This window comes from Thermanaerovibrio velox DSM 12556, from assembly GCF_000237825.1.
Lineage (GTDB): Bacteria > Synergistota > Synergistia > Synergistales > Synergistaceae > Thermanaerovibrio > Thermanaerovibrio velox.
In genome coordinates this window covers 639,340-653,496 of record NZ_CM001377.1, presented here as the reverse complement: position 1 = coordinate 653,496, position 14,157 = coordinate 639,340, and the positions used below count along the sequence as shown (strand labels likewise).

Here is a 14,157-nt window from a genome sequence, read left to right as displayed (position 1 = left end):
CTTTAACTGGGCCTGCCGAAGGAGTTGGACAGCCGAGAGGACAGCTCGTCCTGTATCGTCACCGTCTTGGCCGCCGCCTCGTAGGCCCTGTTGGCCTCTATCATCTTGGTCATCTCCTCAACCACGTTGACGTTGGACCTCTCAAGGAACCCCACCGCCAGCTTCACGTCCTCTACGTCCTCAGGAGCTCCGGAGTACTGGGTCTCGGAAAGCAGGGATTTCCCCTCATGCCTAAGCCTCGAAGGGGTGGCAAACCGAACAACCCTTATCCTACCCTGGGCCTCCCCGTCAACGAAGACCTGTCCGTCGTCACCTATGTGAACGTCAACTCCCTCGCCTATCTCTATGGGCCCCCCATCACCCATGACCAACATGCCATCATGGGTGACCAACTGCCCCTGATCGTTCCTTTGAAAGTGCCCGGACCTAGTGTAGAACGTATTGCCCGTTCCGTCCTGCACCACGAAGAACCCATCCCCATCTATGGCCAAATCGAAGACCGATCCGGTCCTCTCAAAAGCACCCTTAGCGGTCCTCATGGCGGTCTCGTGAAGAACGTTCGCCAAGGACAGATCCCCTATGGTTATCCTCCCACCCGGCACAAAGGACTCCTTCAGAACCGGGTCCATCACCTTCTCTATCCGGTCCATCAGCTCCTCCGGGAAGGACTTGTTAACCCCTATCCTGGCCCGGAATCCAGACGTATCAACGTTGGCAAGGTTGTTGCCCACCACGTCCAGCATCTTCTCCTGAACCAACATGGCGGACGTACCCGCATATATCCCCCTGAACACGAGCTCCATCCCTCCTAGCTAGGGCAGATCCTCCAAGGGCAACAAGAACCGCTAAACACTCCTTAAGAGTATAACGTCCCTCCCCGCGGGGCCACCGGAAAACCTACCTCCGCCTTCCCCTCCGGAACGCGGACAACACCGTGCCCGATTCCTTGAGCTTGTCCAGCTCCAAAAGGGCCTTGCCAGTCCCCAACGCCACACACTCCAAAGGATGATCCGCCACGATGGTGTTTATCTCCGTCTGCTCCGTGACCAACTGGGGAAGACCCCGCAGAAGAGCGCCACCACCGGTCAGGATTATACCCCTGTCTATTATATCGGCAGCCAACTCCGGGGGCGTTAGCTCAAGAACCCGCCTTATCCCACCAACTATGGCGTTCACCGACTCCTCTATGGCCTTGGCCACATCGGAGCTGGTTATCCTTATCTGCCTCGGAAGCCCCTGGATGAGGTCCCTGCCCCTAATCTCCATGGACATCTCCTCACCCTGGGGATAACAGGTGCCTATGCTTATCTTCAGGTCCTCCGCGGTCTGCTCCCCTATGGCCAGGTTGAACTGCTTCCTGACGTACCGGGATATGCCCTCATCGAACTTGTCTCCCCCAACCCGGAGGGACTCCGCCACCACTATGCCTCCAAGCGATATCACCGCTATGTCGGTGGTTCCGCCGCCTATGTCCACCACCATGTTGCCCCTGGGCTCCGCTATGTCCAACCCAGCCCCTATGGCCGCCGCCATGGGCTCCTCTATCAGATAGGCCTCCTTGGCCCCCACCTCTATGGCGGCCTCCAAAACCGCCCGCCTCTCCACGTCGGTGGCACCGGAGGGAACGCATATCATAACCCGGTGCCTCACCAAACGCTCGAAGCCAGAGGTGACCTTCTTTATGAACTGCCTCAACATGACCTCAGTCATGGTGTAGTCCGCTATAACCCCGTCCCGAAGGGGCCTAACCGCCACCACGTTGCCAGGGGTCCTGCCAAGCATCTGCTTGGCATCCTCACCAACCGCCAAGATACGACCGTTGTTCTGATCCATGGCTACCACCGACGGCTCCCTCAAGACCACGCCCTTATCCCTTATGAATATGATCACCGTGGCGGTGCCGAGGTCAATTCCTATATCCTTTCCCCACACGAAGGATTCCTCCTTAACGCCCCCATGGGGCTCTTTTATTGCCTCAGAACCCCGCGAAGGGGCAGAAGAGAACCGTAGCGTATTTTATCCCCTACAGGGGCACCACCTCAACCGCATGACCAAGGGGATGGGTCGTAATGAACCCGCCAAAAGAACAACCCCTCCGGCGGAGCGGTCCTGCCGGACATGGACCTGTCCCCCCCGCCAAGCAGACCAACGAACTCGCCCTCTGACATCGTACCCGACTCAACCTCGACCATGGTGCCCACCAGTATGCGAACCATGTTGGTCAGAAAACCGTCCGCCCTAAAGGTGAACACAAGCAGCGGCCCCTTCCTCCTAACCGAGGCCCTCATCATGTGCCGAACCGTGTTGTCCCGCCTGTCCGCGGACCTGCAGAAGGCCCCAAAATCCCTCTCCCCTACCAGAAAACCCGCAAGCCCGCTAAGACGCCGGTGGTCCAAGGGCCTCCTGACGTGCCACGTAACACCCCCAAGGTGGGGATAACGCCAAGGGGCGTTCCACACGAAGTACCTATACTCCCGAAAGACCGCCCCATAACGGGCATGAAACCCCGGGGGGGCTTCGGCAACCCGGATCACCTCAATCCCCGGCGGCAATGATCCCTTGATGGCCAACCTAAGCCTCCGCGGGTCCCAGCGGGAGGGCATGTCAAAGTGTACCACCTGTCCCCTCGCATGAACCCCCCGGTCGGTACGACCCGCACCAACGCAGCGCACGTCCCCTTTGGCCAGCACCGAAAGGGCATCCTCCAGGGCCCCCTGAACGGTAATGAGGCCGTTCTGACGCTGAAAACCGAAAAAGGCCCCCCCGTCGTAGGAAACCTCCGCCACGTAACGAAACGTCACCGAATCACCCGCTCCATCGCCAAAAGGCCAAACGATAACAAGACCACCGCCCCAAGGGCAACGGTATCCCTCACCCTCCAGCGAAGAGGTCTCATCCGGGTCCTGCCGCGCCCCCCCACCGTAACACCGGGACTCCATGGCCAAAGCCAGGTCCTCCGCCCGCTGGAACACTATGATGAACAGCGGCACCAGGACAGGCACAAAGGCCCTAAGACGCCTTACTATGCTCCCCCCCTCAAGATCCGCACCCCTGGACACCTGGGCCTTTAGTATCCTGTCGGTCTCCTCCAAAAGGGTGGGTATGAACCGCAAAGCTATGGTCATCATCATGGCCATCTCGTGGGCCGGGAAACCCAATCTGCCAAACGGAGACATCAAACGCTCCATGCCATCCGCCAACTCCATGGGACTGGTGGTAAGGGTGAGAAGCCCCGCAAAGGCCACCAACAGAAGCAACCTTACCCCCATGAGGGACGCCATGTGTAACCCCTCCCGGCTGACCTTTATCCAATGGAAAGTGAAAATCGCCTCGCCGGGGGTAAAAAAAACATGAAGCACCACGGTGAACAGGAGAAGCCAAAGCACGGGCCTAACGGATCTCAACACCATCGAGAAGCTGATCCTGGATAAGACCACTATCCCCGCCAGGAGGAGGGCCCAACCGGCGAAGAAAACGGGATCCTTGACGCCGAAAAGGGAGAAGAGCAGGATCAAGGTTGACAGGATCTTGACCCTTGGATCCAGGGAGTGCACCGGGGACTCGCAAGGCACATACTGCCCCAAGGCTATCTTATCGACGAAACTCATGACCTCATCTCCTCTATGGCCCTTGAGAGCCTGCCGGGATCCCATGTCAACGGGACATTAAACCCCCGGGCCCTCAACCTCGAGCATAGCTCCAAGACCTCCGGCAGGACCAAGCCATCAACGGACCGCTCGGACAAAAACCCCGCCGCCTCCTGAGGGGTCCCCCAAAACACGACCTCCCCCTTGGACAAGACCAAGATCCTGGAGCTGTGCTCCAGCGCCATCTCCAGGTCATGGGTTATGTGGCATATGCCGATCCCCTTTTCCCGGAGACGCCCCAGCAGGACCAAAAGCTCCTCCACTCCCTTCGCATCAAGCCCCGCGGTGGGCTCGTCCAGCACCAAATAACGGGGATTGGAGGATATGACGGACCCTATGGCCACCCGGCGCCTCTGACCACCGGACAACGCCATGGGGTTTCGGTCCAGAAGGGAACCGTCCAGCCCAACAGCCTCAACCGCATCCTCCACCGACCTCCGAACCTCTTCATCGGAGAAACCCCAGTTCCTGGGTCCAAAGGCTATCTCCTCGTAAACCGTATCGGCAAAGAGCTGCTGCTCCGGGAACTGAAAGACCAATCCCACCCTGCGACGAACCTCCCGGAGGTCTCGCTTGGACCCCCCGGTGCTAAGCCCATCCACCTCAACCCTCCCGCGCTGGGGCTGTATAAGACCGTTGAGGTGCTGTGCCAAGGTGGACTTACCGCTCCCGGTATGTCCCACCACGGATATCCACTCCCCGGGGGACAACTGGAAGGACACCCCCTTGAGGGACTCAAACTCCAAGGGGGTGCCCTTGTGATATGTATGATGCAGATCGAAGACCTCTATGGACATATCTCCCCCGCCAGGGCCTCAACGGTGGGGGACACCTGCGGGGATACAAGCCCCCTTTCAACCAGCTCCTGCCGGAGCTCCACCAGCGGAGGCACCCCCAGCCCCAGAGACCCAAGCTCCTTCCTTGAGGAGAAGAGCTCCCGCGGGGTACCCTCAAACACCTTACGTCCCCCCTTGAGGACCAACACCCTGTCAGCTCCCACTATCTCCTCAAGCCTGTGGGTTATCTGCAGGATCGCCTTGCCGCTGCGCTTAAGCTCCCCTATAAGGGACACGAATTTCCTCCTGCCAAGGGGGTCTATCATCGCCGTGGCCTCGTCCAATACCAACATCCTGGGATTCATCGCTAAAGCCCCCGCAAGGGCTAGACGCTGCTTCTGCCCCCCGGAAAGGGCATAGGTGGCGGACCTCCTACGGTCCCAGAGACCAACCGCCTCAAGGGCCCCTCTCACCCTGGCCTCTATCTCCTGGGGAGGCAACCCCAGGTTCTCGGGCCCAAAGGCCACGTCCTCCTCCACCACGGAGGCAACTATCTGATTATCCGGGTTCTGGAACACCAACCCCACCATTGACCTTATGGCAAAGGCGTTGGCCGGGTCAGACGTGCTGAGCCCAAAAACAGAACAATCGCCCTGCGTAGGAATCAGCAGGGCGTTGCAAATCCGGGCCACCGTAGACTTCCCGGAACCGTTGGCCCCCAAGAGGGCCACCCACTCTCCCTCTCCTACCGAGAAGGTCAGGTCCTCCAAGGCGGGGACCGAGGATCCGGGATAGGCGTACCCGACCCCTCGGAACGAGCACGCCGCCCCTAGTGCAAAACTCATACCTACCGGTTAATCCACCAGCTCTATCACAGCCATGGGAGAGGCGTCCCCGGCGCGGTGACCAAGCTTCACTATCCTGGTGTAACCGCCGGGACGGTTGGCAAACTTCGGCGCTATGTCGTTAAAGAGCCTCAGCACCGCCGCCTTGTGGGGCATCCGGGCTATCACAAGACGCCTATCCGCCAGCGTGCCGGACTTGGCCTTGGTTATCAATCTCTCCGCCACCCGGCGAAGCTCCTTAGCCCTGGTCACGGTGGTCTCTATCCGGCCCTCCAGGAAAAGGCTGGCCGCCATGTTGCCCAACATGGCGCGCCGATGGGAACCATAACGGCCCAGACGGCGCATGCTCATGCGATGTCTCATTGGATACTATTCCTCCTTCAGGATCTTCAGGATGGAAAATCCTCGGCCTGCACCTCGTCGTCGGCAGGGACCTCCCCGCCAAGGCTCAAACCGAACTTCCCAAGCTTCTCCTCTATCTCCCTAAGGGAGATCTTTCCAAGGTTCCTTATCTTAAGCAACTCCTCCCGAGGCCGACCCACCAGATCACCGATTAAGTGAATCCCGCCCCTCAGAAGGCAGTTCTCACTCCTCACCGAGAGCTCAAGATCCTTGATCGGCCTCATGAGGATGGAGTCCTCGGAAGAGGCCGCAGAAGACTCCTCCTCGCCGGTCTCCTCCTCGAAGAAATCCTCATCAGCGGCGCTCACGGCACTGCTCTGCCCCCACAGGAACGTGGAGAGGCCGCGGAAGTAACCGGACAGGATGGAAGACGCCTCCGCCACCGCATCCTTGAAACTCACCGCCCCGTTGGTCCAAACCTCCAGCACCAACCGGTCATAGTCGGTCCTCTGGCCGCTCCTAACGTCTTGGACCTCATACTTAACCCTCTTGACGGGGGAGAAGATGGCATCGATCAACAGAGCATCCACCGGCAGGTAGGCCGGCCTGGGCCTGTCTATCGGGGCGTAACCCACCCCCCTCTCCAAGTATAGGTCCATCGACACCCGGTGCCCTTCGTCCAAAGTGCAGATCACCGCCTCCGGGTCCACGAACTCCACGTCCGCGTCCCCCTGAATGTCCGAGGCCTTGACAACCTTTGGACCCTCCGCCTCCAGGCGAAGCACCTTAACGTCCCCGCCGCACTGACCATTTATGCGGACCGGAACGTGCTTAAGGTTCACCAGAAGCTCTATTACGTCCTCCCTAACCCCCGGTATGGTGCTGAACTCGTGCAAAACCCCGTCTATGCGAACCGCCACTATCCCAGCCCCAGGGATGGAGGAGAGAAGGACGCGCCTTAGGGCATTGCCCAGGGTGGTGCCGTAGCCCCTCTCAAGGGGCTCCAGAACCACCCGGCCATGGGATGGGGACTCTTCCTCCACGATTATCTCGTGACGATCGTGCTCCAAGGCTCCCCCACCTTTCACAGCCCTATCGGGCATAGAACTCAACCACGAGCTGTTCGTTCACCGGCACCTCTATCTGATCCCGGGCGGGCAGGCTTACCACCCTGCCGCTCATGGCCTCCGGGTTGACCTCCAGCCAGGCGGGAACCGCCCTCTGGGAAGCCACCTCCGCGTTCTGCTTCAACACCTCCACGTCACGGCTCTTCTCCCTAACGGACACCACGTCCCCCGCCTTGAGAAGGGCGCTTGGGATGTCCAGCTTCCGGCCGTTCACCAGGAAATGACCGTGACGCACCAGCTCCCTGGCCTGCTTGCGGCTCACCGCAAAGCCCAGCCTGTACACCACGTTGTCCAACCGCCGCTCCAAAAGCTGCAGGAAGTCGTGGCCGGTCTGGCCAGGCATCTTGGTGGCCATCTCATACATCTTGGCGAACTGGGACTCGTTGAGACCGTAGAAACGGCGAAGCTTCTGCTTCTCCCTCAGACGTATCCCGTACTCGCTCATCTTGCCCTTCCGAGCCCCGTGCTGACCCGGCCTGCTGTTACGCCTGGCCATGGCGCACTTCTCGGTGTAGCAACGATCTCCCTTAAGAAATAGCTTCGTCCCCTCCGCCCGGCAGAGCCTGCAAACGGGACCGGTATATCTGCTCATCTGGCAAAGGCCCTCCTTCAGTGCCGAAACTTACACCCGGCGCCGCTTGGGCGGCCGGCAACCGTTGTGCGGTATGGGGGTGGCATCCTTTATCTGGTTCACCTGAAGACCCGCCGCCTGCAGGGAACGGATAGCGGACTCCCGGCCAGGGCCAGGCCCCTTCACCACCACGTCGATCTCCGTAACCCCGTACTCCTGAGCCAGCTTGGCCGCCTGGGCAGCGGACATCTGGGCCGCATAGGGAGTGGACTTACGAGTCCCCTTGAAGCCAACGTTCCCTCCAGATGCCCACGAAAGGGCATTCCCCTGCTTATCCGTCAAAGTAACTATCGTGTTGTTGAAGGTGGAATATATGTGGGCCACCCCGTAGCTCACATGCTTCCTGTCCCTGCGCTTACTCCTACGCTGTACACGCTTGGCCACGCCTTTTTCCCTCCCTAAATCAAAGGCCTACTTAACTGCCTTCTTCTTGCCCGCCACGGTCCTCTTCGGACCCTTCCTGGTCCTAGCATTGGTCCTGGTCCTCTGACCCCTGACGGGAAGGCCCAAACGATGACGGAGCCCCCGGTAGCAGCCAATGTCCATCAACCTCTTGATGTTCATGGCCACCTCCCGACGAAGGTCACCTTCCACCTTGTAGTTGTTCTCTATCTCGTTCCTTATCCGCTGGGCCTCCTCGTCGGTGAGGTCCTTGGTCCTCGTGTCCGGGTTAACCCCGGTGGCAGCAAGGATCCTCCTGGACGTGGTGAGCCCTATGCCGTAAATGTAGGTCAGCGCTATCTCTATCCGCTTCTCCCTGGGAAGGTCCACACCTGCGATACGTGCCATTCTACCTACTACCTCCTCGCTCCCTGGCGCTGCTTATGCCGAGGGTTCCGGCTGCATATCACCATAACCACACCATGCCTCTTTATTATGCGGCAATACTCACATATCGGCTTAACCGAAGTCCTAACCTTCATGACCGGACATCCTCCTCAAAACCACACGTATAAAAGCCGCCCCCGCGGCCGTATTACTAAGGGCAAACTATTTATATCTATACACTATTCGTCCCCGTGTCAAGTCGTAAGGCGATATCTGAACCAAAACCTTGTCCCCCGGAAGGATTCGGATGAAGTGCATCCTCATCTTCCCAGAGACGTGGGCCAAAATCTTGTGCCCGTTGTCCAGCTCCACCCGAAACATGGCGTTGGGCAACGGCTCAACAACCTTGCCCTTAATCTCGATGACGTCATCCTTAGACATGCGGTCCCATCAACCTCCTCGATCAAACCTGCGGGATCCCTTCAATCACAGCGGCTATGAGAAACGAAAGCCTGCCATCGTCCAGCTCCGACCCCTGAGACAAAAGACGGGCCACCTCCTCTATAACCACCCCCGAGGGCTGAAGGTGCCTCGGGTTCTTCCTCTTGGGTCTCCTGGCAGACCTGCTCCTCCCGTCAGCCACGAGAACCCGCCCGTCCCGGTCAATCCCCAAGACCACACACCACTTGCCGGCGCAGCTCCCGCGCTTGACCAGGACGAGCCTTCCGGGGACGAAGACCTCCCCATCTAATCCTCCCATGGGGTCAGCACCTCGCATCCTTCCGGAGTTACCAGAAGGGTGTGCTCAAAATGGGCCGAGTCGGAACCATCCGCGGTAACCACGGTCCAGCCGTCCGAGAGACTCTTAACCGCTTCCCCGCCGGTCATAACCATGGGCTCCACGCAGATGGTCATCCCAGCCTTCAGGGTTATACCAACCCCAGGCCGCCCGTAGTTTGGTATCTGAGGGGACTCATGAAGCCGCCGGCCTATGCCGTGACCCGCATACTCCCTTACAAGCCCCATACCAGCACCCTTAACCACCGACTCCACCGCATGACCCACATCGCCAAGGGTGGCACCGTCCCGGATGACCGCTATGGCTGCCTTAAGCCCCCCAAGGGTGACCTCAAGAAGCCTGCGCCTCTCAAAAGACACCTCTCCAACCGGGTAGGTACAAGCGGCATCCCCATACCAGCCACCCAGGGAAACCCCCACATCGACGCTCAGGATATCCCCCTCCGACAGCACCTTATCCCTTGACGGGATCCCATGAACCACCTCTTCGTTTATAGAGACGCATATGGTGCCCGGGAAAGGACGCCTAATCCCCGGAACCTTGTAACCCTTGAAAGCCGGAATGCCACCGGATCTCACAATGAGATCCTCCGCAAAACGATCAAGGGTCAAGGTGTCTACCCCAGGTTTGATCAACTCCCGCAAAGCTCTAAGGACTTCCGCCACCAACTTACCGGCCCTGCGCATCTGCTCCAGATCCTCCGGGCCCTTGAAGGTTATCATACAACGCCTCCTAGTTCCCCTGGAGAACCTTGAGCACCGCGTCGGTGGCCCCTTCCCCGCTCACCCTGCGGAGAAGCCCCTTGCCCTCGTAGTAAGACTCAAGGGGGGCCGTCTGCTCGTGATAAACCTTAAGCCTGCGACGAATAACCTCTTCCCTGTCGTCGTCCCTCTGGTAGAGCTCACCGCCACAGGCCTCGCAAAGATCCCCCCTGGAGGACGGGTGGAACGAAACGTGGTATATGGCCCCACAGGAACGACAGACCCGACGGCCAGAAAGACGCTCCACCACAACATCGTCCGAAACGTCCAAAAGGACCACCCCGTCGAGCTTTATGCCCATCTTGGAGAGCAACCGGTCAAGCGCCTCCGCCTGAGGCAACGTCCTGGGGAATCCATCCAAAAGAAAACCCCCAGCACAGTCCTCCTTGGAAAGCCTATCCTCCATCATGGCAATGATGAGGTCGTCCGGCACCAGCTTGCCTCCGTCCATGTACTCCTTGGCCTTGCGGCCCAGCTCGGTGCCCTCCTTCACATGCTCCCTCAACATGTCACCAGTGGAGATATGGGGGATCTGAAACCTCTCCTTCACCGCCGCCGCCTGGGTGCCCTTCCCCGCACCGGGAGGCCCCAAAAGGATAACCCTCATCCGAAGCACCCCCTTACAGCTTTAGCAGTCCGCCGGACTTTCCTCCCCGGCGCTTGAGGATACCCTCGTAATGCCTCATGAGAAGCTGTCCCTCCAACTGATGAACCGTATCAAGGGCAACCCCCACCACGATGAGGACCGAGGTGCCTCCGAAGTAGAAGGTGTTCACGTTCAGGAGCCCGGACATCAGGGTAGGAACAATGGCCACCGCCGCCAGCGCTAACGCACCACCCAAGGTTATCCTGGACATGACCTTCTCTATGTAGTCCGCGGTGGGCTTGCCAGGCCTTATGCCCAGGATGAAGCCCCCATACTTCTTCATGTTCTCCGCCAGCTCCGCGGGGTTGAACACCACCGCGGTGTAAAAGAAGGAGAAGAACACTATCAGAGCCACATAAAGGATCATGTACACCACGCTTCCCGGCGAGAAGATCCGCTGCACCGCCTCCGCCACAGGGCCGGAGAAGAAACGGGCTATGGTATAAGGAAACAGCAGCACCGAGGAGGCGAATATTATCGGGATAACACCGGCGGTGTTAACCCTGAGGGGGATGTACGTGCTCTGACCCCCGTACACACGGTTGCCAACCACCCGCTTGGCGTACTGGACAGGGAGCTTCCGCTGCCCCTCCTGGAGCATCACGCAACCCGCCACCACCGCCACCATTATGACCAACGCCAGCAGGACCACCAGGATGTTCATCTCCCCCATCCTCACCATGGTGAAGGTCTGGGCTATGGCACCGGGAATCCTGGCCACGATACCAGCGAAGATCAGCATGGAGATGCCGTTCCCTATGCCGTGATCGGACATGACCTCCCCAAGCCACATCACCGCCAGAGAACCGGTAGTAACAGTGGCTACCGCCAACACACCATCCAGGAAGCCACCATAGAAGACCCCAAGACCCCTAAGCCAGCTCACCATGCCTATGGACTGGACCAAGGCGAAGATCACCGTGCCGTAACGGGTGTACTGGGTTATCTTCTTCCGGCCGTCCTCCCCCTCCTTCTGCATCTTCTCCAAGGAGGGAACCACGACGGTCAAAAGCTGCATTACTATGCTGGAGTTGATATAGGGCACAACGCCCAACGCGAAGATGCTAAACCTGCTCAAGGCCCCCCCAGCAAAGAGATCCAAAAACCCCAGAACGCCTCCTCGCTCGAAGAGCCGGGCCATCGCCTCGGGGTCAATCCCCGGAGTGGGGATGTGAGCCCCGAGACGATACACGAACAGCGCCGCCAGGACGAAGAGAAAGCGATTCTTCAGATCCGGCAAACGGAACGCGTCCCGGAAGGAGTCGATCAACTTATATCACCTCGGACTTGCCACCCGCGGCCTCTATCTTCTTGGCGGCGCTGGCGCTAAAGCCATGAGCCCGGACGGTAAGGGCCTTCGTGAGCTCCCCATCGCCCAGGATCTTCACGGGCATGCCGGCCCTGCGGATAAGACCCACCGCCAAGAGGGCAGCGGGATCAACCACGGCTCCGGCCTCGAAGCGATCGTTGATGTCCCCAACGTTAATGCCCTGAAAATCCACCCGATGCCTGGCATTGCTGAACCCCCTCTTGGGGATCCGGCGCACCAAGGGCATCTGACCACCCTCGAAGCCGGGACGCACGCCACCGCCGGCGCGGGACTTGTGCCCCTTGGTACCCTTACAAGCGGTCTTGCCGTGCCCGCTGCCAAGCCCAAAACCTATCCTCTTGGGCTTCCTGTTGGACCCCGGTACCGGAGAAAGATCGTGCAGCCTCATCGAAAACCCTCCTTACTCCTCAAGGGTCCACTCCACAAGGTGCTCCACCTTGCGGATCATGCCCCTAATCTGAGGGGTATCCTCGTGCACCACCGTCTGGTTCAGCTTCTTCAAACCAAGGGCCTTTATGGTCAAACCCTGCCGATAGTGCCTGCCTATGTGGCTCTTCTTCCAAGTTATCACAAGCTTAGCCATCTCTCATCAAGCCTCCTGGGAAGCCGCCTTGCGCTCCTTGCCCCGGAGCCGGAGGATCTCCTCAGGGGTCCTCAAAGCCTTAACCCCCGCCAAGGTGGCATAGGCCACGTTGATGGGATTGGAGGTCCTACCGATCACCTTGGTGAGCACGTCCTTAACCCCGCCGAGCTCCATTATGGCCCGTACCACACCACCGGCGATAACTCCCGTACCGGGGGAAGCGGGCTTCAAAAGCACCTCCGCGGCCCCATGCTTGCCGGTAACCGGGTGGGGAATGGTGTGACCCACCTGCTTCAAGGTCACCATCTCCTTCTTGGCGTGCTCTATGCCCTTGCGCACCGCCTCGGAGACCTCCTTGGCCTTGCCAAGACCCATGCCAACCCGGCCCATTCCATCACCTACCACCACGAGGACGCTGAACTTGAAGCGCTTACCGCCCTTAACAACCTTGCTAACCCGGTTGATGGCCACAACGCGCTCCTGAAGCTCCGCCCCCCTAGAAAGCGAACTCTTGCCATTCATCGCCACAGGAAGTACCCCCCTTAGAACTTGAGGCCCGCTTCGCGAGCGGCCTCCGCCAAGGCCTTGACCCGGCCATGGTACATGTGGCCACCCCTGTCGAAGACCACCTCGGTTATCCCCTTGGCGAGGGCCCTCTCGGCTATCCTCTTGCCAACCTCGCGGGCGGCGTTCTGATCACCGGTGGACTTCAGCTCCCCACGGAGATCCCTCTCCATGGTGGAGGCGGAAACCAGGGTGTGCCCCGCCTGATCGTCTATTATCTGAGCGTATATGTGCTTTAGACTGCGGAAAACCGCCAGCCTGGGACGCTCAGGGGTGCCGGCTAGCTCCCGGCGAAGCCGGCGGTGGCGCAGTTCCCGCATGGTGCTCCTGCTGCGTTCTGATATCACGGCCTTCACCTCGCCTTACTTGCTTCCAGCCTTACCGGCCTTGCGAATAACGTACTCGCCCACGTACCGAATGCCCTTACCCTTGTAAGGCTCCGGCGGACGATGACCCCTGATCTCCGCCGCCACCTGGCCCACCTTCTGGCGGTCTATGCCGCGAACGAAGATCTTAGTGGGACCATCGGTGGCCAACTCTATCCCCGCCGGGGGAACCACCTCTACCGGGTGGGAAAAACCCAGGGACAGGACAAGGTTCTTCCCCTGCATCTGAGCCCTGTAACCCACACCGATTATCTCCAGCTGCTTCTCAAAACCCTGACTGACACCAACCACCATGTTGTTGATTATCGCCCTGGTCATGCCGTGAGCAGCCCTCATGGCCTTATCATCGCTGGAGCGGCTGACCATCACCTGGTCGTCCCGGACCTCCACGGATATCCCGGGCAATACCTTGAAGTCAAGAGAACCCTTGGGGCCCTTAACCTTGACCTCCGCCCCTTCGACTGCAACCGTAACCCCCTTGGGAAGGGGAATGGGCTTGCGACCTATACGAGACATCCCATTAACCCTCCTACCATACGTAGCAGACGACCTCGCCGCCCAAACCCTCTCTACGGGCCCGCGCGTCGGTCATCATGCCCTTGGACGTGGAGATCACCGCCACCCCAAGACCACCCATCACCTTGGGGAGCTCATCCCGGCCCGCGTAAACCCGCCTGCCAGGCTTGCTTATCCGCCTTATGCCCTGGATCACCCTCTCACGGTTAGGTCCGTAGTTCAAGAAGATCCGAAGCACCGGGAAGGAACCCTCCCCCTCGGTAACGGTCTTGTAGTTCTTGATGTAGCCCTCCTCCTTGAGGATCCGGGCTATCTCCACCTTCACCTTCGACATGGGAACGTCAACCATCTCGTGGCACACCGTGTTGGCGTTCCTTATGCGAGTCAGCATGTCCGCTATGGGATCAGTTAAATGCATCTGCAAATCCCCCCTCCA

The 14,157-nt window shown here is 59.5% G+C and carries 22 protein-coding genes; all 22 read right to left on the bottom strand.

Annotated features, from left to right (window positions below; translation table 11 throughout):
- Nucleotides 1-2: 2 nt before the first annotated feature.
- The 22 genes from flgF to rpsH all read right to left on the bottom strand — a co-directional run bounded on the left by flgF (nucleotide 3) and on the right by rpsH (nucleotide 14,139).
- Nucleotides 3-803 (bottom strand): flagellar basal-body rod protein FlgF, encoded by an 801-nt coding sequence (gene flgF, locus THEVEDRAFT_RS03095; protein ID WP_245522713.1) that lies wholly within the window; start codon nucleotides 801-803, stop codon nucleotides 3-5.
- 94 nt (nucleotides 804-897) lie between these two features.
- Nucleotides 898-1,932 carry a rod shape-determining protein gene (gene mreB / locus THEVEDRAFT_RS03090; RefSeq protein ID WP_006583266.1) on the bottom strand — a complete coding sequence of 345 codons (1,035 nt, stop codon included), beginning with the start codon at nucleotides 1,930-1,932 and terminating at the stop codon, nucleotides 898-900.
- A gap of 107 nt (nucleotides 1,933-2,039) precedes the next feature.
- Nucleotides 2,040-3,608, bottom strand: a complete 1,569-nt coding sequence (gene truA / locus THEVEDRAFT_RS10210) for a tRNA pseudouridine(38-40) synthase TruA (RefSeq protein ID WP_006583265.1) — start codon at nucleotides 3,606-3,608, stop codon at nucleotides 2,040-2,042.
- On the bottom strand, nucleotides 3,605-4,444 hold the full coding sequence (locus THEVEDRAFT_RS03075) for an ATP-binding cassette domain-containing protein (protein ID WP_006583264.1): 840 nt from the start codon (nucleotides 4,442-4,444) through the stop codon (nucleotides 3,605-3,607). Before THEVEDRAFT_RS03075 ends, truA begins: the two co-directional genes overlap by 4 nt.
- Entirely contained in the window at nucleotides 4,435-5,268 is an 834-nt protein-coding gene (locus tag THEVEDRAFT_RS03070; protein WP_006583263.1) for an energy-coupling factor transporter ATPase, read from the bottom strand. The genes THEVEDRAFT_RS03075 and THEVEDRAFT_RS03070 overlap by 10 nt, the downstream gene beginning before the upstream one ends.
- Nucleotides 5,269-5,277: 9 nt before the next feature.
- Nucleotides 5,278-5,631: a 50S ribosomal protein L17 gene (rplQ, locus tag THEVEDRAFT_RS03065; RefSeq protein ID WP_006583262.1), complete on the bottom strand. Its 354-nt coding sequence runs from the start codon at nucleotides 5,629-5,631 to the stop codon at nucleotides 5,278-5,280.
- Between the two features lie 26 nt (nucleotides 5,632-5,657).
- Nucleotides 5,658-6,680 carry a DNA-directed RNA polymerase subunit alpha gene (locus tag THEVEDRAFT_RS03060; protein ID WP_006583261.1) on the bottom strand — a complete coding sequence of 341 codons (1,023 nt, stop codon included), beginning with the start codon at nucleotides 6,678-6,680 and terminating at the stop codon, nucleotides 5,658-5,660.
- 22 nt (nucleotides 6,681-6,702) lie between these two features.
- Nucleotides 6,703-7,329: a 30S ribosomal protein S4 gene (rpsD, locus tag THEVEDRAFT_RS03055; RefSeq protein WP_006583260.1), complete on the bottom strand. Its 627-nt coding sequence runs from the start codon at nucleotides 7,327-7,329 to the stop codon at nucleotides 6,703-6,705.
- 30 nt (nucleotides 7,330-7,359) lie between these two features.
- Nucleotides 7,360-7,752 carry a 30S ribosomal protein S11 gene (rpsK, locus tag THEVEDRAFT_RS03050; protein ID WP_006583259.1) on the bottom strand — a complete coding sequence of 131 codons (393 nt, stop codon included), beginning with the start codon at nucleotides 7,750-7,752 and terminating at the stop codon, nucleotides 7,360-7,362.
- Nucleotides 7,753-7,779: 27 nt separating this feature from the next.
- Nucleotides 7,780-8,157 carry a 30S ribosomal protein S13 gene (gene rpsM, locus THEVEDRAFT_RS03045; RefSeq protein WP_006583258.1) on the bottom strand — a complete coding sequence of 126 codons (378 nt, stop codon included), beginning with the start codon at nucleotides 8,155-8,157 and terminating at the stop codon, nucleotides 7,780-7,782.
- Between the two features lie 8 nt (nucleotides 8,158-8,165).
- Nucleotides 8,166-8,291 carry a 50S ribosomal protein L36 gene (gene rpmJ, locus THEVEDRAFT_RS03040; RefSeq protein WP_006583257.1) on the bottom strand — a complete coding sequence of 42 codons (126 nt, stop codon included), beginning with the start codon at nucleotides 8,289-8,291 and terminating at the stop codon, nucleotides 8,166-8,168.
- Nucleotides 8,292-8,358: 67 nt separating this feature from the next.
- Nucleotides 8,359-8,577, bottom strand: a complete 219-nt coding sequence (gene infA, locus THEVEDRAFT_RS03035; RefSeq protein ID WP_006583256.1) for a translation initiation factor IF-1 — start codon at nucleotides 8,575-8,577, stop codon at nucleotides 8,359-8,361.
- Between the two features lie 22 nt (nucleotides 8,578-8,599).
- The gene (locus THEVEDRAFT_RS03030; protein WP_006583255.1) at nucleotides 8,600-8,896 is read right to left on the bottom strand and encodes a KOW domain-containing RNA-binding protein; all 297 of its coding nucleotides are present in this window, start codon (nucleotides 8,894-8,896) and stop codon (nucleotides 8,600-8,602) included.
- Nucleotides 8,884-9,657: a type I methionyl aminopeptidase gene (gene map, locus THEVEDRAFT_RS03025; protein ID WP_006583254.1), complete on the bottom strand. Its 774-nt coding sequence runs from the start codon at nucleotides 9,655-9,657 to the stop codon at nucleotides 8,884-8,886. Before map ends, THEVEDRAFT_RS03030 begins: the two co-directional genes overlap by 13 nt.
- 10 nt (nucleotides 9,658-9,667) lie before the next feature.
- A complete protein-coding gene (locus THEVEDRAFT_RS03020) occupies nucleotides 9,668-10,303 on the bottom strand; it encodes an adenylate kinase (RefSeq protein ID WP_006583253.1) in 636 nt (211 codons plus the stop codon).
- 13 nt (nucleotides 10,304-10,316) lie between these two features.
- On the bottom strand, nucleotides 10,317-11,612 hold the full coding sequence (gene secY, locus THEVEDRAFT_RS03015; RefSeq protein WP_006583252.1) for a preprotein translocase subunit SecY: 1,296 nt from the start codon (nucleotides 11,610-11,612) through the stop codon (nucleotides 10,317-10,319).
- A 1-nt stretch (nucleotide 11,613) separates the two neighbouring features.
- Nucleotides 11,614-12,060 (bottom strand): 50S ribosomal protein L15, encoded by a 447-nt coding sequence (gene rplO, locus THEVEDRAFT_RS03010; RefSeq protein ID WP_006583251.1) that lies wholly within the window; start codon nucleotides 12,058-12,060, stop codon nucleotides 11,614-11,616.
- Between the two features lie 12 nt (nucleotides 12,061-12,072).
- Nucleotides 12,073-12,255, bottom strand: coding sequence for a 50S ribosomal protein L30 (rpmD, locus tag THEVEDRAFT_RS03005; RefSeq protein WP_006583250.1), 183 nt, complete (start codon nucleotides 12,253-12,255; stop codon nucleotides 12,073-12,075).
- Between the two features lie 6 nt (nucleotides 12,256-12,261).
- Entirely contained in the window at nucleotides 12,262-12,777 is a 516-nt protein-coding gene (gene rpsE / locus THEVEDRAFT_RS03000) for a 30S ribosomal protein S5 (protein WP_040825659.1), read from the bottom strand.
- A gap of 20 nt (nucleotides 12,778-12,797) precedes the next feature.
- Entirely contained in the window at nucleotides 12,798-13,139 is a 342-nt protein-coding gene (rplR, locus tag THEVEDRAFT_RS02995; RefSeq protein WP_006583248.1) for a 50S ribosomal protein L18, read from the bottom strand.
- Nucleotides 13,140-13,181: 42 nt separating this feature from the next.
- On the bottom strand, nucleotides 13,182-13,721 hold the full coding sequence (gene rplF, locus THEVEDRAFT_RS02990; protein WP_006583247.1) for a 50S ribosomal protein L6: 540 nt from the start codon (nucleotides 13,719-13,721) through the stop codon (nucleotides 13,182-13,184).
- 13 nt (nucleotides 13,722-13,734) lie between these two features.
- Nucleotides 13,735-14,139, bottom strand: coding sequence for a 30S ribosomal protein S8 (gene rpsH / locus THEVEDRAFT_RS02985; RefSeq protein WP_040825254.1), 405 nt, complete (start codon nucleotides 14,137-14,139; stop codon nucleotides 13,735-13,737).
- Between the last annotated feature and the right edge of the window lie 18 nt (nucleotides 14,140-14,157).